Source organism: Tissierella sp. (assembly GCF_032104385.1).
Taxonomy (GTDB): Bacteria; Bacillota; Clostridia; order Tissierellales; family Tissierellaceae; genus Tissierella.
This window is the reverse complement of record NZ_DAMCHJ010000003.1, coordinates 263,365-279,888: the sequence shown is the minus strand read 5'-3', so window position 1 is coordinate 279,888 and position 16,524 is coordinate 263,365. Positions and strand designations below refer to the sequence as shown.

The 16,524-nt window shown below is 29.0% G+C and carries 19 protein-coding genes; all 19 read left to right on the top strand.

What is annotated here, in order from left to right; genetic code table 11:
• The first annotated feature begins 3 nt into the window (after positions 1 to 3).
• Complete coding sequence (flhA, locus tag RT714_RS05385) at positions 4 to 2,031, top strand: flagellar biosynthesis protein FlhA (protein ID WP_313756550.1); 2,028 nt, start codon at positions 4 to 6, stop codon at positions 2,029 to 2,031.
• Positions 2,031 to 3,116 carry a GTPase gene (locus RT714_RS05380; RefSeq protein ID WP_313756549.1) on the top strand — a complete coding sequence of 362 codons (1,086 nt, stop codon included), beginning with the start codon at positions 2,031 to 2,033 and terminating at the stop codon, positions 3,114 to 3,116. Before flhA ends, RT714_RS05380 begins: the two co-directional genes overlap by 1 nt.
• The gene (locus RT714_RS05375; RefSeq protein WP_313756548.1) at positions 3,109 to 3,999 is read left to right on the top strand and encodes a MinD/ParA family protein; all 891 of its coding nucleotides are present in this window, start codon (positions 3,109 to 3,111) and stop codon (positions 3,997 to 3,999) included. The genes RT714_RS05380 and RT714_RS05375 overlap by 8 nt, the downstream gene beginning before the upstream one ends.
• The gene (locus tag RT714_RS05370; RefSeq protein ID WP_313756547.1) at positions 4,000 to 4,665 is read left to right on the top strand and encodes a flagellar brake protein; all 666 of its coding nucleotides are present in this window, start codon (positions 4,000 to 4,002) and stop codon (positions 4,663 to 4,665) included.
• On the top strand, positions 4,666 to 5,715 hold the full coding sequence (locus RT714_RS05365) for a chemotaxis response regulator protein-glutamate methylesterase (RefSeq protein WP_313756546.1): 1,050 nt from the start codon (positions 4,666 to 4,668) through the stop codon (positions 5,713 to 5,715).
• Positions 5,716 to 5,717: 2 nt separating this feature from the next.
• Entirely contained in the window at positions 5,718 to 7,733 is a 2,016-nt protein-coding gene (locus tag RT714_RS05360) for a chemotaxis protein CheA (RefSeq protein ID WP_313756545.1), read from the top strand.
• Between the two features lie 12 nt (positions 7,734 to 7,745).
• The gene (locus RT714_RS05355; protein WP_313756544.1) at positions 7,746 to 8,177 is read left to right on the top strand and encodes a chemotaxis protein CheW; all 432 of its coding nucleotides are present in this window, start codon (positions 7,746 to 7,748) and stop codon (positions 8,175 to 8,177) included.
• Positions 8,178 to 8,188: 11 nt separating this feature from the next.
• On the top strand, positions 8,189 to 8,803 hold the full coding sequence (locus RT714_RS05350) for a chemotaxis protein CheC (RefSeq protein ID WP_313756543.1): 615 nt from the start codon (positions 8,189 to 8,191) through the stop codon (positions 8,801 to 8,803).
• Between the two features lies 1 nt (position 8,804).
• Entirely contained in the window at positions 8,805 to 9,293 is a 489-nt protein-coding gene (locus RT714_RS05345) for a chemotaxis protein CheD (RefSeq protein WP_313756542.1), read from the top strand.
• Between the two features lie 20 nt (positions 9,294 to 9,313).
• Entirely contained in the window at positions 9,314 to 10,063 is a 750-nt protein-coding gene (locus RT714_RS05340) for a FliA/WhiG family RNA polymerase sigma factor (protein ID WP_313756541.1), read from the top strand.
• 10 nt (positions 10,064 to 10,073) lie between these two features.
• Positions 10,074 to 11,453: a FapA family protein gene (locus tag RT714_RS05335; RefSeq protein ID WP_313756540.1), complete on the top strand. Its 1,380-nt coding sequence runs from the start codon at positions 10,074 to 10,076 to the stop codon at positions 11,451 to 11,453.
• Between the two features lie 11 nt (positions 11,454 to 11,464).
• Positions 11,465 to 11,779 (top strand): hypothetical protein, encoded by a 315-nt coding sequence (locus RT714_RS05330; protein WP_313756539.1) that lies wholly within the window; start codon positions 11,465 to 11,467, stop codon positions 11,777 to 11,779.
• A gap of 12 nt (positions 11,780 to 11,791) precedes the next feature.
• Positions 11,792 to 12,196, top strand: coding sequence for a hypothetical protein (locus RT714_RS05325; protein ID WP_313756538.1), 405 nt, complete (start codon positions 11,792 to 11,794; stop codon positions 12,194 to 12,196).
• Positions 12,197 to 12,344: 148 nt separating this feature from the next.
• Positions 12,345 to 13,052, top strand: a complete 708-nt coding sequence (gene rpsB / locus RT714_RS05320) for a 30S ribosomal protein S2 (protein WP_313756537.1) — start codon at positions 12,345 to 12,347, stop codon at positions 13,050 to 13,052.
• 71 nt (positions 13,053 to 13,123) lie between these two features.
• A complete protein-coding gene (gene tsf, locus RT714_RS05315; RefSeq protein WP_072972350.1) occupies positions 13,124 to 13,771 on the top strand; it encodes a translation elongation factor Ts in 648 nt (215 codons plus the stop codon).
• Positions 13,772 to 13,837: 66 nt separating this feature from the next.
• Positions 13,838 to 14,551, top strand: a complete 714-nt coding sequence (gene pyrH, locus RT714_RS05310) for a UMP kinase (RefSeq protein WP_313756536.1) — start codon at positions 13,838 to 13,840, stop codon at positions 14,549 to 14,551.
• Between the two features lie 2 nt (positions 14,552 to 14,553).
• A complete protein-coding gene (frr, locus tag RT714_RS05305; RefSeq protein ID WP_313756535.1) occupies positions 14,554 to 15,111 on the top strand; it encodes a ribosome recycling factor in 558 nt (185 codons plus the stop codon).
• Positions 15,112 to 15,160: 49 nt separating this feature from the next.
• The gene (locus RT714_RS05300) at positions 15,161 to 15,910 is read left to right on the top strand and encodes an isoprenyl transferase (protein WP_313756534.1); all 750 of its coding nucleotides are present in this window, start codon (positions 15,161 to 15,163) and stop codon (positions 15,908 to 15,910) included.
• The coding region (locus RT714_RS05295) for a phosphatidate cytidylyltransferase (protein ID WP_313756533.1) at positions 15,911 to 16,524 on the top strand (614 nt) is incomplete at its 3' end.

The following is a 16,524-nucleotide window of genomic DNA, read 5'->3' as shown; positions in this document are numbered from 1 at the left end:
GAAATGAAATTAGGAGATATATTAGTAGCTTTAGCTATAATTGGAATAATACTTATTATTATAATACCTATAAATACAGGGTTCCTAGATTTTCTATTAAGTTTGAATATTGCTTTATCTTTATTGATTTTGTTATTATCCATGTATACCGAAGATGCATTGCAGATAACTATTTTTCCATCTTTATTATTACTAACAACACTGTTTAGGCTTGCTCTCAATATTTCTACTACAAGAGGTATTCTTTTACAGGCTAATGCTGGTAAAGTTATAGAAGCTTTTGGAAATTTTGTAATTGGAGGAAATTATGTTGTTGGCTTTATAATATTTTTTATAATAGTAATTATAAATTTTTTAGTAATTACCAAGGGTGCTGAACGTGTTTCAGAAGTAGCTGCTAGATTTACCTTAGATGCAATGCCTGGTAAACAAATGGCAATAGATGCTGATTTAAACTCAGGACTAATTACTGAAGAAGATGCAAAGAAAAGAAGAAAAGATGTACAAAGATATGCAGATTTTTATGGTGCCATGGATGGAGCTAGTAAATTTGTAAAAGGAGATGCTATCGCTGGAATAATTATTACGATAATAAATATTGGTGCTGGCTTCCTTATTGGAATTATTGGAAAGGGCATGCCATTTAGTCAAGCTCTTCAAAGATATACATTGCTTACAGTTGGAGATGGATTAGTAGGTCAAATTCCAGCATTATTAATTTCAACAGCTACTGGTTTGGTGGTTACTAGGTCAGCGTCAGAATCAAATTTGGGACAAGACCTAATTAAACAGTTGTTTTCTAATAATCCAATTATTTTATATATAATTGGTGGAGTTATGATTATACTAGGGGTGTCTACACCTTTACCAAAGCTTGCAAATATTTTATTAGGGTGTATATTTATTGCTGCTGGATTAAAAACGAAAAAGGTTATGAAATCTGAAACAATTGAACCAATAATAGAAACATCAGAAGCAGAAGAGTTAAGGAGACCTGAGAACGTACTAGGTTTACTAAAGGTTGATGATATTGAACTTGAATTTGGATATGGTCTTATACCATTGGCTGATGTTGAGCAAGGCGGGGATTTATTAGATAGAATTGTAATGATTAGACGTCAAATTGCCATGGAGTTAGGATTAGTGGTTCCAATAGTTAGATTGAGAGATAATATTCAGTTAAATCCAAATGAATATATAATTAAAATAAAAGGTGTTAAGGTTTCCAAAGGTGAAGTTTATTTTGATCATTATTTAGCAATGGATTCAGGTGTAGGTGAAGGGAATATTGAGGGTATAGATACTATAGAACCTGCGTTTGGACTACCTGCTAAATGGATTACAGAAAAAGAACGAGAAAAGGCAGAAATATTTGGATATACTGTAGTTGATCCACCTTCTGTAATAGCTACTCATTTAACAGAGGTAATAAAAGAAAAAGCTTACGAACTTATTGGAAGACAAGATGTTAAGACTTTAGTTGAAAATGTTAGAGAAGAATATCCTGCTGTTGTTGAAGAAGTAGTACCAAAACTTCTATCTCTTGGCGAAGTCCAGAAAGTTTTATCCAATTTACTTAGAGAACAAATAAGTATAAGAGATATGGTTTCAATATTAGAAACTCTAGCAGACTATGGAAGTATTACTAGTGATACAGATTTACTTACAGAATATGTTAGACAAAGAATGTCTGGGTATATTACTAATAAATATGTTGAAAATAATAATTTAAACGTAGTAACCTTGGATAATCAGGTTGAAGAACTTATTATGAACTCAATTAACAAAACGGAGACTGGCTCCTATTTATCAATAGAGCCTAATAAAGCACAGACAATTTTAAATAATACTTTTAAGACAATTCAAAACCTTACTTCTATTGGTGAACAGCCTATAGTGCTTACGGCACCAATTGTTAGATTATATTTTAAAAAATTAACAGAGCAAATGACTAGAGATGTAATTGTAATATCTTATAATGAGCTTGAGTCTTCTGTGGAGGTTCAATCAGTTGGGGTGGTAGGTATATAATGAAAATTAAAAAGTATGTAGGAAAAACAGCTCATGAAGCTATGTTGAAATTAAAGATGGAATTAGGGTCTGATGCAATTGTGTTGAATACAAAAACAATTAGACATAAAGGGCTATTTGGATATTTTAAGAAACCTTTAGTTGAAATTACAGCTGCTTTTGAAGATAAGGATTTAGTGGATAAGAATATTACTAATTATTATGAAGGTAAGCTAAATGATATTAATCAAGAGCTAATTGAACTAAAAAAATTTATGATGAATTTTCCGGTAAATAAAATAGATGAGGAAGTTTTCCCACCTATTTTAAAGAGATTTCATAGCATACTTATAAAAAATGGGGTAGATTCTAAAATTTCTGTAGAACTACTAAAAAAAATTGAAAATCAAATAGATATAGATGGTAAAGATTATGATACAATTAGAAATATAATAAAGTATAATCTAATTGAAAATTTAGGAAGTTCTGAGCCAATTGCTCTAGATAATAATCAAAAAATTGTTTTTTTCGTTGGACCTACAGGTGTAGGAAAAACTACAACTTTAGCTAAAATAGCTGCAAATTTTGTTCTTAAAAATAAACATGATATTGGGTTGATTACTTCCGATACATATAGAATTGCTGCAGTTGAGCAATTAAAAATCTATAGTGATATTTTGCAACTACCTTTAAAAATAGTATATAATAAAAAAGAGATGCTTGAGGCAATTGATCATTTTAGTAGTAAAGATATTATTTTGGTTGATACTGCAGGAAGAAATCATAATGATATAGAACAGTTACAAGAGCTTAAAGATATACTCAATACAACTAAATCAAAAGAAATTTATTTATTAATTAATGCAAATATAGATTGTAGAGCCTTAAAAACTCTAATAGAGAAATATGATTTTTTAGAAGATTATAGAATAATTATTACTAAAGTTGATGAAACTGAAAGTTATGGGAATATTTTAAATATTAAGCATATTACCAATAAGCAACTTTCATATTTTACTATAGGTCAAAATGTGCCAGATGATATTGAAACTATTAATGTTGAAAATATTGCTGAAAAGCTTATTGAGGAGAATAAAAATGACTGATCAGGCAGAAAACTTAAGAAAAATTATGAAGTCAAGGGATTTAGATAATGAAATTATGATGTCATCTGAAGATAAGGCAAAGGTTATTGCAATATCTAGTGGCAAAGGCGGAGTTGGTAAGACGAATTTTGCTGTTAATTTTTCAGTATCTCTTAAAAGACTGGGATACGAGGTTGTTATAATTGATGCTGATTTAGGATTAAGCAATATTGAGATATTAACTGGTACTAATGTTAGAAACAGAATATCAGACATAATATATTCAGATAAAGATATATTTGAAATAATGAATAATGGCCCTGAGGGAATAAAGATTATTTCAGGAGGTTCTGGTTTAAAAGAATTGAATTTATTGAAAAATGAAAATTTTCCAAGATTAATTAAAGAGATTGAAAAGTTGCAAGTTTCTTCTGATTATATCATAATAGATACTGGAGCAGGTATTTCAAGTTCTGTAATTGATTTTATTATGACTTCTAATGAAGTAATTGTTATTTGTACACCAGACCCAACATCACTTATGGATTCTTATACATTAATTAAGTCCATAGTTTATACTGGTTTTAGTGGAAAGATCAATGTTGTTTGTAATATGGTTAAGGATAGAAAAGAGGGTATGGAAATCTTTGATAGATTATATAATGCAGCAAATAATTTTTTAAAGATTCAAATTGAATATTTAGGATATATAGAAAAAAATGATTTAGTTAATTATGCTGTTAGAAATCAAACTCCATTTATAGTTTCACATCCTAATAATTCTATTTCAAAGAGAATAAATATTATAGCAATGGATTACTTAGGAGAAGGAGTTATGGAAGAAAAAGAAAAAACAAGTTTTGCTAAAAAAATATTAGAGGTTTTTTTTAAGAGAGGTGATTAAATGGATTTTGATTTTAAGTCTTTAAGCATAGGTACAAAGATAGATATTATAAGGGTAAGGGGTGATAAGGAGATTTCTTACCCATCACAAGTTTTAGATATAGTTGATTCTCAAGACTTAGTAATTAGTGGTCCAATTAAACAAAATAATTTAGTTTTTATACATAATGGTGAAGAAATAGACATTTGTTATAATGTTGAAAATATAGGGAAATATTATTTTATTGCTAAGGTGTTATCTAGAAATAATTCGCCAGTATATTCTTTAAAAGTATCAAGAATATCAGAAGTTAGAAAAATTCAGCAAAGAAACTATTATAGACTTTTAACAGCATTAAGTGTGGATAAAGAACATTCAATTATTAAAGGAAATAATGCTGAAATGTTAGTAGAACATTGTGAAACTAACAATATTTCAGGTGGAGGAATGAAACTTTATTGCAATTATGAGCATAAGGTAGGTGATGAAGTAATCTGCTCACTTAAAATAGGAGATTCTTTTATAAGAGCAAAAGCATTAGTTGTAAGAGTCGAAGAAACAAATAGTTTTAATTATAAATTTAGTATTGGAATTTCATTTTTAGAAATAAAAGAAGAAGATAGGGATGTAATTATCAAATATATTTTTGAAAGACAAAGAATCTTAAGATTAAAAGGATTGATTTAAATGATAAAGGTTTTAATAGTAGATGATTCTGCTTTAATTAGAAAGATTTTAACAGACATACTTATATCAGATACAGAAATATCAGTTGTAGGTACTGCCAGGAATGGAAAAGAAGCTTTAGAAAAGATAGAGGTTTTGAAGCCTGATATAGTAACATTAGACATAGAAATGCCTCTAATGGATGGATTAACAACATTAAAACATATTGTATCAAAATATAGTAAGTTGCCAGTTGTTATGATTAGTTCTTTAACTTCAGAAGGTGCAGAACTTACATTAAAAGCATTAGATGAAGGAGCGGTTGATTTTTTACCTAAGCCTACAAATGTTTTTAGTCTAAGTCAAGGGGATATAAAGAAAGAAATTATAGAAAAAATCAAAGCAGGTGCAAAATCAAAATTTTATGTGAGACAACCTATTAAAAAGGTAAATGCAGTGAAAGAATTTGAAGATAGGTCTACTATAGGTCAGGAGAAATTTGACAATATTGTAGCTATTGGAACTTCTACTGGTGGACCAAGGGCACTGCAAACTTTAATACCAGAATTACCAGCTAATATTAATGCTGCTATTCTTATAGTACAACATATGCCACCTAAGTTTACTAAATCCTTGGCTGATAGATTAAACTCTATTTCAAATATAAGGATAAAAGAAGCAGAAGATGGCGATATACTTTCAAAAGGATGGGGGTATATTGCACCAGGAGATTATCATATGACTGTAATTGAGGAATCGAAAGATCTAATAATAAGATTAAATAAAGAGCCTCAAGTTATGGGATTAAGACCGACTGTTGATAAAATGATGGAATCAGTAGCAAAAATAAATGGATATTCTAAAACTGGTATTATCTTAACAGGTATGGGGTCAGATGGAGCGAAGGGTATAGCTAAAATGAGACAAGCTGGAAGTTATACTATAGCTCAAGATGAATCAACTTCAGTTGTATATGGCATGCCTAAATCGGCTAGTGCTACAAATTGTATAGATATAGTATTGCCTATAGATAAAATTGCAACTAAAATAATAGATAAAGTGGGGGTGTAGTTATGGATTTAGATATTAGTCAATATATAAATATATTTGTTGAAGAAGCGAAGGAACATTTACAGAGTATGAATGATGTTCTATTAGAATTAGAAAAAAATCCTTCTCACTTGGGAAATATAAATGAAATTTTTAGAGTTGCCCATACGATAAAAGGTATGTCAGGTACTATGGGATTTCATAATATGGCTAATTTAACTCATGAGATGGAAAATGTTTTACAAGCTGCAAGGAGTAATGATATAGAATTATCAGAGGATATAATTGACATTTTATTTGAATGTTTTGATGCTTTAGATTCTTCAGTAAACCATATCATTGATTATGGAGCAGAGGATGATGATACTAATCAAATATTAATAGATAAATTAACAAATTTATTAAATAGGGAGAAAAATACAAAACATAATGATGGTGATTCAAAAGAGTTAAACATAGATAAATTTGTATTAGAAGTAGTTGATAAAGCTAGAGAAGATGGATTGAATATTTATAGTATAGATTTCATATTAAATGAATCATGTATGCTAAAATCAGCAAGGGCATTTATTATATTTAATACTTTAGAAAACTTTGGAGAAATAATCTATTCCAATCCATCGGTAGAAGATATTGAAGACGAGAAATTTGATTTAGAATTTTCTGTTGTGTTAGTAAGTGGTTATGATAAATCAAATATTCTAAAAGAATTAAATCAAATATCTGAATTAGAAAAAATTAATTTATCGGACTTTATAAGTATTGATTCTAATAGTAAAATTGATTCTGATAGCAAAACTATTTCTGATGAGTTTGAGAAGTCTAGCGAATCTAAGGTTTTGACAAATGAAAATAATGATAAAGGTCAAAAAACAACTCAAGGAAATGTAGGTAAAATAGGTAAAACGGTTAGAGTGGATATAGATAGATTAGATAATTTAATGAATTTAGTTAGTGAATTAATAATAATAAAAACCAGAATGGATGATTTAAGTGAGAAATCAACTGGTGAAAATATGACAGAAGCAATTGAATATTTAGAGAGAATAACTACTAATTTACATGATGCAGTAATGAAGGTTAGAATGGTTCCAATTGAAAGGGTGTTTAATAGATTCCCAAGATTAGTGAGAGACTTATCTAAAGAGTTAGGGAAAGAAATAGATTTACAAATGAGCGGAGAGGAAACAGAAGTAGATAGAACTGTTATTGACGAAATAGGAGACCCTTTAATCCATATGATTAGGAATTCCATAGATCATGGAATAGAACTTCCCGCAGATAGAATAAAGGCAGGAAAATCTGAAACTGGTACAGTTATACTTAAATCTTATCCAGACGGTAATAATGTTGTAGTTGAAGTAGAAGATGATGGGAAAGGAATGGATCCTAATTTAATTAGAAGAAAGGCAATTGAAAAAGGAATAATAGATGAAAGAGAAGCAGAAAGCTTGTCAGTAGAAGATAGTATTAATTTACTATTTAAACCTGGTTTTAGTACAGCAGACACTATATCTGATGTTTCAGGTAGAGGGGTTGGACTAGATGTTGTTAAGAGTAAAATAGAATCAATAAATGGAAATGTAGAAATAGAAAGTGTACAAGGTAAGGGAAGCAAGTTTATAATTAGGATTCCATTAACATTAGCTATAATTCAAGCTTTACTTATAAAATTAAGCGAAGAAATATATGCAATCCCTTTAAGTTCTATTACTGAAATAATCAATATTTCAAGTAATCAAATAACTGATGTCCAAGGGCAAGAAGTTGTATTATATAGAAATATGACTTTACCAATTATAAGATTAAAAGATATATTAGGTATTAACGATAATAGAGAAAATGATGAATTGATCGTAGTTGTAGTTAGAAAAGGAGATAAACAGGCTGGTTTAATAGTTGATAACCTAATTGGACAACAAGAAATAGTTATTAAAGGCTTAGGAAAATATTTGTCTGGTATTAAATATTTATCAGGTGCTACAATTCTTGGTAATGGTAATATTTCATTGATTTTAGATATTAATTCTCTAATATAAGGAGGGGTTAAAGTGTCGGAGGTAATAGATAATAAATATGTAGTATTTAAATTATGCAAAGAATATTATGGAGTTCCTATTAATAAGGTAATATCTATAGAAAAAATGCAAGAATCAACTAGGATACCTAATGCTCCAAATTATGTTAAAGGAGTTATTAACTTAAGAGGTGAGGTTATTTCTTTAATTGATTTAAGGTTGAAATTTAATATGGAGCCTAAGGAGATAGATAACAACTCTCGTATTATAATTGTTTCAAATGATGACATTGTATCTGGATTAATAGTTGATTCTTCATCTGAAGTTATTGAAATAAACAATGAGGATATCGATGCTCCGCCTACTTCTTATGAAAATGAATACTTATACTATATTCAAGGAATTGGGAAAATCAAAGATAGATTAGTAATACTACTTGAATTGTCAAAGGTTTTTGAGAATTAGGGGGCAATAAAATGACAATAAATGTTGATAATTTAAATAATTTTATGATAGATATACTTAAAGAATTGGGAAATATAGGAGCCGGAAATGCAGCTACTGCTTTAGCAGGAATGATATCTAGGAAAATTGATATGAAAGTTCCAAATGTTCGTATAATGGAATTTAAAGATGTGGCTGAAATATTAGGTGGAGAAGAAAACTTAGTAATAGGGATCTATTTTGAGCTGATGGAAGATGTAGTTGGAAATATGATGTTTGCTTTAGATATTGATTCTGCAATAAACTTGACTAATATATTATATAATAGAAAGAAAGAAAACAAAGAACTTGATGATATGGATATATCAGCACTGTCTGAAGTCGGCAATATTATAGCATCTTCATATGCGAATTCCTTGTCTGCCCTTACTGGATTAAAGGTATTTATTTCTATTCCATCTATTTCAATAGATATGGCAGGTGCTATTCTTAGTGTGCCAGCAATTCAATATGGTCATGTGTCAGATCACGCATTGATGATAGAAACAATTTTTGAAGAGGAAGAAAATCTTGTTGCTGGAAATTTATTTTTCCTTCCAGATTTATCTTCATTCGATAAAATATTAATAGCGTTAGGGGTAAAATGAAATGGATGTTAAAATTATTAAAATTGGAATGGCTGATCTAAATATAACAAAAGCACCTAATTTATTAACCACATTGGGACTAGGCTCTTGTGTAGGTATTACGTTATATGATAAAATCAATAAAATTGCTGGACTAGCTCATATTATGTTACCTTCAAGTAGAGAAATAAAAAATAATGATAACAAAGCTAAATTTGCCGATACTGGAATTGAAGAATTATTAGATTTAATGCTGAAGTCTGGTGCAAATAAAACTAATTTGGTTGCCAAGATAGCTGGCGGGTCACAAATGTTTAACTTTAATTCAAACAACAGTATTTTAAAAATTGGTGAAAGAAATGTAATTGCAACAAAGGATAAACTGAAAGAGTTAAATATAAAAATTGTTTCGGAAGATACGGGAGGAAATTTTGGTAGAACCATAATATTGAATTCTATTGATGGATTATTGCAGGTGAAAACTATTGGCCATGGAGAAAAGACAATATAATTTCCATGGGAGGGAATAAAATGGATATTGAGAATTTATGGATAAAATACAATAATACCAAAGATAAGGAATTAAAAAAAATATTAATAGAAAATTATATAAATTTGGTTAAGATCGTTGCTGGAAGGATGTATAATTTTTATGGAAGTAAAATAGAATATGACGATTTGTTAGGATATGGCGTTCTTGGGCTAATAGATAGCATTGATAAATTTGATATAACAAAGAATATTAAATTTGAAACTTATGCTCAGATAAGAATAAAAGGTGCCATTATTGATAATATTAGAAAGCTGGATTGGATTCCTAGGTCTTTACGAAAAAAGTCTAAAGACATTCAAAACTCAATATCTTTTCTTGAAAACAAACTAGGTAGAAGTCCAACAAATGATGAAATTTCTAACCATTTAAATATTTCATTAAATGAATTGGAATTAATATTATCTGATATATCAACCTTCAATGTTTCTTCTTTAGAAGAATTGTTATTGACAAATGGTGATTATTTTTTAGAAAGCCAAACCAATACAAATCTTCCAGAAGAAATTTATGAGGCAGAAGAAATAAAGAACATTCTAGCTATTTCAATTGATTCATTAAACAAAAACGAAAGATTAGTAATTTCTTTGTATTATTATGAAGAATTGACCTATAAAGAAATTGGAAATATTATGGGATTATCTGAATCGAGAATTTCACAAATACATAGCAAAGCCATTTTAAATATTAAAATTTTTTTGGAGAGAGAAGGCATAGTTAAAGGATCTTAGGAGGTGGAATATGTACAATATAGGTGATAACATAATACTTGAAATTAGTAAAGATGGACTATATGGATATATTACTCTATTGAAAGATGAAGATGAAAATGAAATTGAATTCAATGTTAAAGATATATTAGATAAAGTAAAGCAATATATTAAATACGGTTTAAATGAAAACTTATTAATAAGTTTTTTAAAGAATAAAATAGCTGGCGAAAAACTTTGTATAGCTGAAGGAAAACAACCAGTACCTGGGAAAGATGGAAGTATTAAATATCATTTTGATTTAGAAAAACCACTATTACCAAAATTAAATGATGATGGTACAGTAGATTATAAAGAGCTAGATTCCATCAATACAACTAAGGAGGATGATATTTTAGCAGAAATTATATCTCCTACTGAAGGTGAAGAAGGAATAAAAGTTAATGGAGATGTAATTCCATATGTTAAAGGAAGAACACCTAAATTTAAATATGGGAAGAATGTTAAGGTTTCATCTGATGGAATGTTCTTACAATCAGACATTAATGGATTGATTGAGTTTAAGAATGGAAAGATTAGTGTTTCAGAATTATTAGTTGTAGAAAATATTGATGGTAGCACTGGAAATGTTAGATTTGAAGGTAATGTAATTGTAAATAAAGATATTTTAAATGGATTTACTTTACTTACAGGAGGTTCTGTTGAGGTAAAAGGTGCAATAGAAGGTGGATTAATTCAATCCGAAGGAGACGTTTTAATTCGTCAAGGAATTCAAGGTTACAACAGGTTAACCATAAATACTAAAGGGAATTTATCTACTAAATTTATTGAAAATTCTGTAGTGAATGTTGGAGCAAATATAACTGCAGAAGCTATTATGCATAGTGAGGTGTCTTCTAGATCAAATATACTTGTTCTTGGAAAAAAGGGACTTATAGTAGGTGGGATCTGCAGAGCTAGATATGAAATTAGAGCTAGAGTAATTGGTTCTACAATGGCCACAACAACGGTTTTGGAAGTAGGGGTTGATACATATATTAAACAAAAATATGATGAAATAGACGAAAAATTTAAGGTGTCTAAAGAGAATTTAGAAAAAATAAATCAATCTCTTAAGGTATTGGAAGTATTAAAAAGAGCAAATAAGCTTGATGTTAAAAAAGAGGAACTATATAATGAGCTTAGTAAAGCACAATTATCATTAACTCTAGAGGTTAGCAAGATGGATAGAGAATTGGAAGAATTGAAAAATCAAATGAATACTTTATCAAGAGGACAAATAAAGGTGGCAGATATTATTTATCCAGGAGTAAAAATTATTATTGGAAATAGTTTTATGTATATAAGGGATGAAATGAAAAGATGCACATTTTATAAGGAAGATGGAGATATAAGAATTGGATCATATTAAGAGGTGATAGTATGTCTATTAAACCCATTGATTATAATGTTATGCTTCCAAAAACCCAAGAAGTATCAAGTGCAAAATATATAGAAAATATTAAAAATAGAAATATAGTAGAAAGTGGATTTGTTCAACAAGAGAAAACTATAAACAAAAATAAAAAAAAGGTTATGAATACAGAAAAAAGCAATAAGTCTAGAATTTATAACAATAATAATTCTAAAAAACAAAACAATTCACAATATAATAAACGGAAAAAATCAGAAGAGTCTTCTAATGAAGATATATCCCAAGATAAAAATATAGGAAATAAAATTGATATACGTATATAATTGAGGTGTGAGATGATATCTATCATTTTAAGTACAATTGGTTTAATTTTAATTATTTATTCAATTCATATAATAAGAAAAGATTTAATAAATAGTAAGGATAAGAATAATGATCTAAACTTAATAGAAGAAAGAGTAAAAGAGTATTATAATTTAACTGAAAATATGGTTGAAGAATTTAGTGAAATAATTCATTCTAAGCTGGAAATAATAAACATGGAAAATAAAAAAAGTATTGAGAGACAATTGCATAATATAGAGGAAGATAATTTAAACAATTTTAATATAAACCCACTCCATAATAAGATAATAGAATTAGAAAGTATTGGATTAACAAAAGAAGAAATTGCTAGAAAATTAGATAAAGGTATTAGGGAAATAGAAATTATATTGAAGATGCATGAAAATAAAAAATAGGTAAATTTGTATAAAAATGATTGCTTTAAAATTAATCGTATGTTATACTACTATAGTGATTACACACATTCCTAGACATTGAAGGTAGTGCCTATAGGTTCCTTTAATGTATGAAGGGAATGGAGGAAAAAAACTTGGAGGTGGCAGTATGTCAGTAATTACAATGAAAGGTTTATTAGAAGCGGGAGTTCATTTTGGACATCAAACTAGAAGATGGAATCCTAAGATGGCTCAGTATATTTTTACTGAGAGAAATGGTATCTACATTATTGACTTGCAAAAAACAGTTAAGAAAGTAGAAGAAGCTTATGATTTTATAAAGGATGTTATTGCAGATGGTGGCGAGATTTTATTCGTAGGTACAAAAAAACAAGCACAAGAAGCTATTGAAAGTGAAGCTAAGAGATGCAATATGCATTTTGTAAATCAAAGATGGCTTGGTGGTATGTTAACAAATTATAAGACTATTAGAAATAGAGTTGACAGACTTCATGAGTTAGCTAAAATGGAAGAAGATGGTATCTTTGATTTATTACCTAAAAAAGAAGTTATAAAATTGAGACATGAAGCAGAAAGATTAGAAAAATTCCTAGGTGGAATTAAAAATATGAATAGAATACCAGATGTTCTATTTGTTGTAGATCCAAGAAAAGAGAGAATAGCAGTAAAAGAGGCTCAAATTCTTGGAATTCCTGTTGTTGCTATAGTAGATACTAACTGTGATCCAGATGAAGTTGATTATGTTATACCTGGTAATGATGACGCAATAAGAGCGGTTAAACTATTAACTGAAACTATGGCTAATGCAGTTTTAGAAGGAAGACAAGGAGAACAAATAGAAAATACAGAAGAGTAAATAAAAGGGTAAGGGTTAAAAGGGTTGTTCCCTTATACTCTTACCATTTTTAACAATATAGGAGGGATAGAATGAATATAAGTGCTTCAACAGTGAAAGAATTAAGAGAGAGAACAGGCGCTGGAATGATGGACTGTAAAAATGCTTTGGTAGAAACAAATGGAGATATAGAAAAGGCTATTGATTTATTAAGGGAAAAAGGATTATCAAAGGCTGCAAAAAAATCAGGTAGGGTAGCAGCAGAAGGTTTAGTAGAAGCATATATCCATGGCGGCAGAATTGGAGTTTTAGTAGAAGTTAACTCTGAAACTGACTTTGTTGCTAAAACTGATGAATTTAAACAATTTGTTAAAGATATAGCTATGCAAATAGCTGCTTCAAATCCTAAATATATTTCAAGAGAAGAAGTACCTGAGGAAGAAATAGCTAGAGAAAAAGAAGTACTTACTCAGCAAGCTATTAATGAAGGTAAGCCTGAGCATGTTGCTGCTAAAATGGTAGAAGGAAGATTAGAAAAATTCTTCGAACAAATATGTTTATTAGATCAAAATTTTATAAAGGATTCAGATGTTAAGATTAAAGATTTATTAAACGAGAAAATTGCTAAAATAGGTGAAAATTTAAAAATTAGAAGATTTGCAAGATTCGAAGTTGGTGAAGGAATCGAAAAGAGAGAAGAAAATTTTGCTGACGAGGTTGCAAAGCAAATTAATATGTAATTAAATGGAGAACAAATATTGTTCTCCATTTAAATAACACTAAACTTAATATTAGGAGTGAATTAAATGGACCCAATATTTAAGCGAGTAGTCTTAAAGATAAGTGGCGAGGCCTTGTCAGGTTCTAAGGGTACTGGAATTGATATAGATACAATTAATCAAATATCTATGGAAGTCAAAGAATTACACAATTTAGGTGTACAAGTATCTATAGTAGTAGGTGGAGGAAATTTTTGGCGTGGTAGATCAACTAATGAAATGGATAGGACTACATCAGATTATATAGGAATGCTTGGAACAACTATGAATGCATTAGCATTACAGGATGCTCTTGAGCAATTGGGAGTAGATACAAGGGTACAATCTGCAATAGAAATGAGACAGATAGCCGAACCATATATAAGAAGAAAAGCTGTTAGACATTTGGAAAAAGGTAGAGTAGTTATATTTGCAGCAGGTACAGGTAACCCTTATTTTTCAACAGATACTACAGCGGCCCTGAGAGCTGCTGAGGTAGAGGCAGAAGTAATTTTATTAGCTAAAAAAGGTGTAGATGGAGTATATGATTCGGATCCGAATTTAAATGAGAATGCCAAAAAATTTGACATATTAAAATATATAGATATATTGAACTTAGGACTAGGAATAATGGATTCGACTGCAACTTCATTATGCATGGATAATAAGATTCCCCTAATTGTATTTGGAATTGATGAACCAAATAATATTATTAATGTTGTTTTAGGTAAAAAAATTGGAACACATGTAAAGGAGGATTAATTATGTTTACTGGACTTTACAAGGAAGCAGAAGAAAAAATGGGTAAAACTATTTCGGTTTACAAAGAAGAATTACAAAGTATTAGAGCAGGTAGAGCAAATCCGACATTGCTTGATAAAATTACAGTGGATTATTATGGACAAATAACACCTTTAAAACAAGTCGGAAGTATTTCAGCGCCAGAACCAAGATTATTAGTTATTCAGCCTTGGGATGTAAAGTTGATTCCTATAATTGAAAAGGAAATATTAAAGTCAGATCTAGGTATAAATCCTTCAAATGATGGCAAAGTAATAAGATTGGTTATTCCTGCATTAACAGAAGAAAGAAGAAAAGAGTTAACGAAAGTAGTTAAGAAAAATGGAGAAAATGCTAAAATTGCCATTAGAAATATAAGAAGAGATTTAAATGAGCAGCTAAAGAAGATGGAAAAAAATAAAGAAATTAGTGAAGATGATAAAAAATTAGCTGAAGCAGAAATACAAAAAATAACAGATAAATTTATTGAAGAACTAGATGACGTAACAAAGAAAAAAGAAGATGAACTAATGGAAATATAGTAAAACCCCTTCTTAATAGGAAGGGGTTTTTAGTGATGAGGTGATATATATGGCAGATATTAATCAAACTATAGAACAAATAAAAAAACAAATTGATATGACAAAACTTCCCAAGCATATTGCAATAATAATGGATGGAAATGGTAGATGGGCAAAGAAAAGACTTTTACCAAGAAACTTTGGTCATCAAGAAGGGATGGAGAGAGTAGTTGAAATTGTTGGTGCTGCATCAAGTTTGGGAATACAACATCTATCTCTCTATGCTTTTTCAACAGAAAATTGGAAAAGACCTATGGAAGAAGTTCAAGGTTTGATGAAGATTTTGGTCCAATATATAAGACGAGAATTAGATAAATTACATAAAAACAATGTCAAGATACAAGTTATGGGAGATATTGAAAAATTACCGCAGTTTGCAAAAGAAGAAGTAATAAGGGCTATAGAAAAAACATCTAAAAACACTGGAATGATATTGAATATTGGATTAAATTATGGCGGAAGAGACGAAATAATATTTGGAATTAAAAATCTTTTAATTGAGTTGGAAATGGGTAAAATTAATATAGATGAGTTAAATGAAATTAATTTTTCTAACTATCTCTATACAAAAGGTCAACCTGATCCTGATTTACTTATTAGACCAAGTGGGGAACTTAGACTTAGTAATTTCATGCTATATCAAATTGCTTATACAGAATTTTATTTTTCTGATATATTATGGCCAGATTTTACAGAGAAACATTTATTATTATCTATCATTGATTATCAAAAAAGAAATAGAAGATTTGGAGGAATATAAGTGAAAGATTTAAGCAAGAGATTCTTTAGTGGTCTAATTGGCTTAGTCCTATTAATTTTTATTGTATCAAAAGGGGGATATTTATTATCTTTTGCTGTCTATATAGTTTCAATTATTGGTTTAAGAGAATTTTATAAAGCAATAGAAGAAATTGATATAAATCCTATTTATACTGCAGGCTATTTAGGAGCAACAGGATTTTTTATAAATACAATTTTACAAAATGATTATTTGGGTCTTTTTTTTAGTATAGTTATTATTACTTTACTTATATTATTAATGTTTAATAAAAATATAACTATAGAAGATATTTCCGTAACAATTTTAGGAATAATATATATTCCATTTTTACTTTTTCACATAATATATTTAGATAAAACTAAGTATATTTGGTTAGTTTTTATTATAGCGTTTGGTACTGATACATTTGCATATATAGCAGGAAATTTATTTGGAAAAAGAAAGTTATGCCCTAAAATCAGTCCCAAGAAAACAATAGAAGGTTCCATTGGTGGTATAATTGGTACGGTTTTTTTATTAATTATATATTCCATATGTTTTAGTTTGAGTCCAATATGGAAAATTATTTTACTTGCTATATTTTGCTCTATTAT

Excerpts from the sequence above, each read along its gene's own strand:
- flhA (WP_313756550.1), top strand. The coding sequence starts at position 4 with ATGAAATTAGGAGATATATTAGTAGCTTTAGCTATAATTGGAATAATA.
- RT714_RS05380 (WP_313756549.1), top strand. The coding sequence starts at position 2,031 with ATGAAAATTAAAAAGTATGTAGGAAAAACAGCTCATGAAGCTATGTTG.
- RT714_RS05375 (WP_313756548.1), top strand. The coding sequence starts at position 3,109 with ATGACTGATCAGGCAGAAAACTTAAGAAAAATTATGAAGTCAAGGGAT.
- RT714_RS05370 (WP_313756547.1), top strand. The coding sequence starts at position 4,000 with ATGGATTTTGATTTTAAGTCTTTAAGCATAGGTACAAAGATAGATATT.
- RT714_RS05365 (WP_313756546.1), top strand. The coding sequence starts at position 4,666 with ATGATAAAGGTTTTAATAGTAGATGATTCTGCTTTAATTAGAAAGATT.
- RT714_RS05360 (WP_313756545.1), top strand. The coding sequence starts at position 5,718 with ATGGATTTAGATATTAGTCAATATATAAATATATTTGTTGAAGAAGCG.
- RT714_RS05350 (WP_313756543.1), top strand. The coding sequence starts at position 8,189 with ATGACAATAAATGTTGATAATTTAAATAATTTTATGATAGATATACTT.
- RT714_RS05345 (WP_313756542.1), top strand. The coding sequence starts at position 8,805 with ATGGATGTTAAAATTATTAAAATTGGAATGGCTGATCTAAATATAACA.
- RT714_RS05340 (WP_313756541.1), top strand. The coding sequence starts at position 9,314 with ATGGATATTGAGAATTTATGGATAAAATACAATAATACCAAAGATAAG.
- RT714_RS05335 (WP_313756540.1), top strand. The coding sequence starts at position 10,074 with ATGTACAATATAGGTGATAACATAATACTTGAAATTAGTAAAGATGGA.
- RT714_RS05330 (WP_313756539.1), top strand. The coding sequence starts at position 11,465 with ATGTCTATTAAACCCATTGATTATAATGTTATGCTTCCAAAAACCCAA.
- RT714_RS05325 (WP_313756538.1), top strand. The coding sequence starts at position 11,792 with ATGATATCTATCATTTTAAGTACAATTGGTTTAATTTTAATTATTTAT.
- rpsB (WP_313756537.1), top strand. The coding sequence starts at position 12,345 with ATGTCAGTAATTACAATGAAAGGTTTATTAGAAGCGGGAGTTCATTTT.
- tsf (WP_072972350.1), top strand. The coding sequence starts at position 13,124 with ATGAATATAAGTGCTTCAACAGTGAAAGAATTAAGAGAGAGAACAGGC.
- pyrH (WP_313756536.1), top strand. The coding sequence starts at position 13,838 with ATGGACCCAATATTTAAGCGAGTAGTCTTAAAGATAAGTGGCGAGGCC.
- frr (WP_313756535.1), top strand. The coding sequence starts at position 14,554 with ATGTTTACTGGACTTTACAAGGAAGCAGAAGAAAAAATGGGTAAAACT.
- RT714_RS05300 (WP_313756534.1), top strand. The coding sequence starts at position 15,161 with ATGGCAGATATTAATCAAACTATAGAACAAATAAAAAAACAAATTGAT.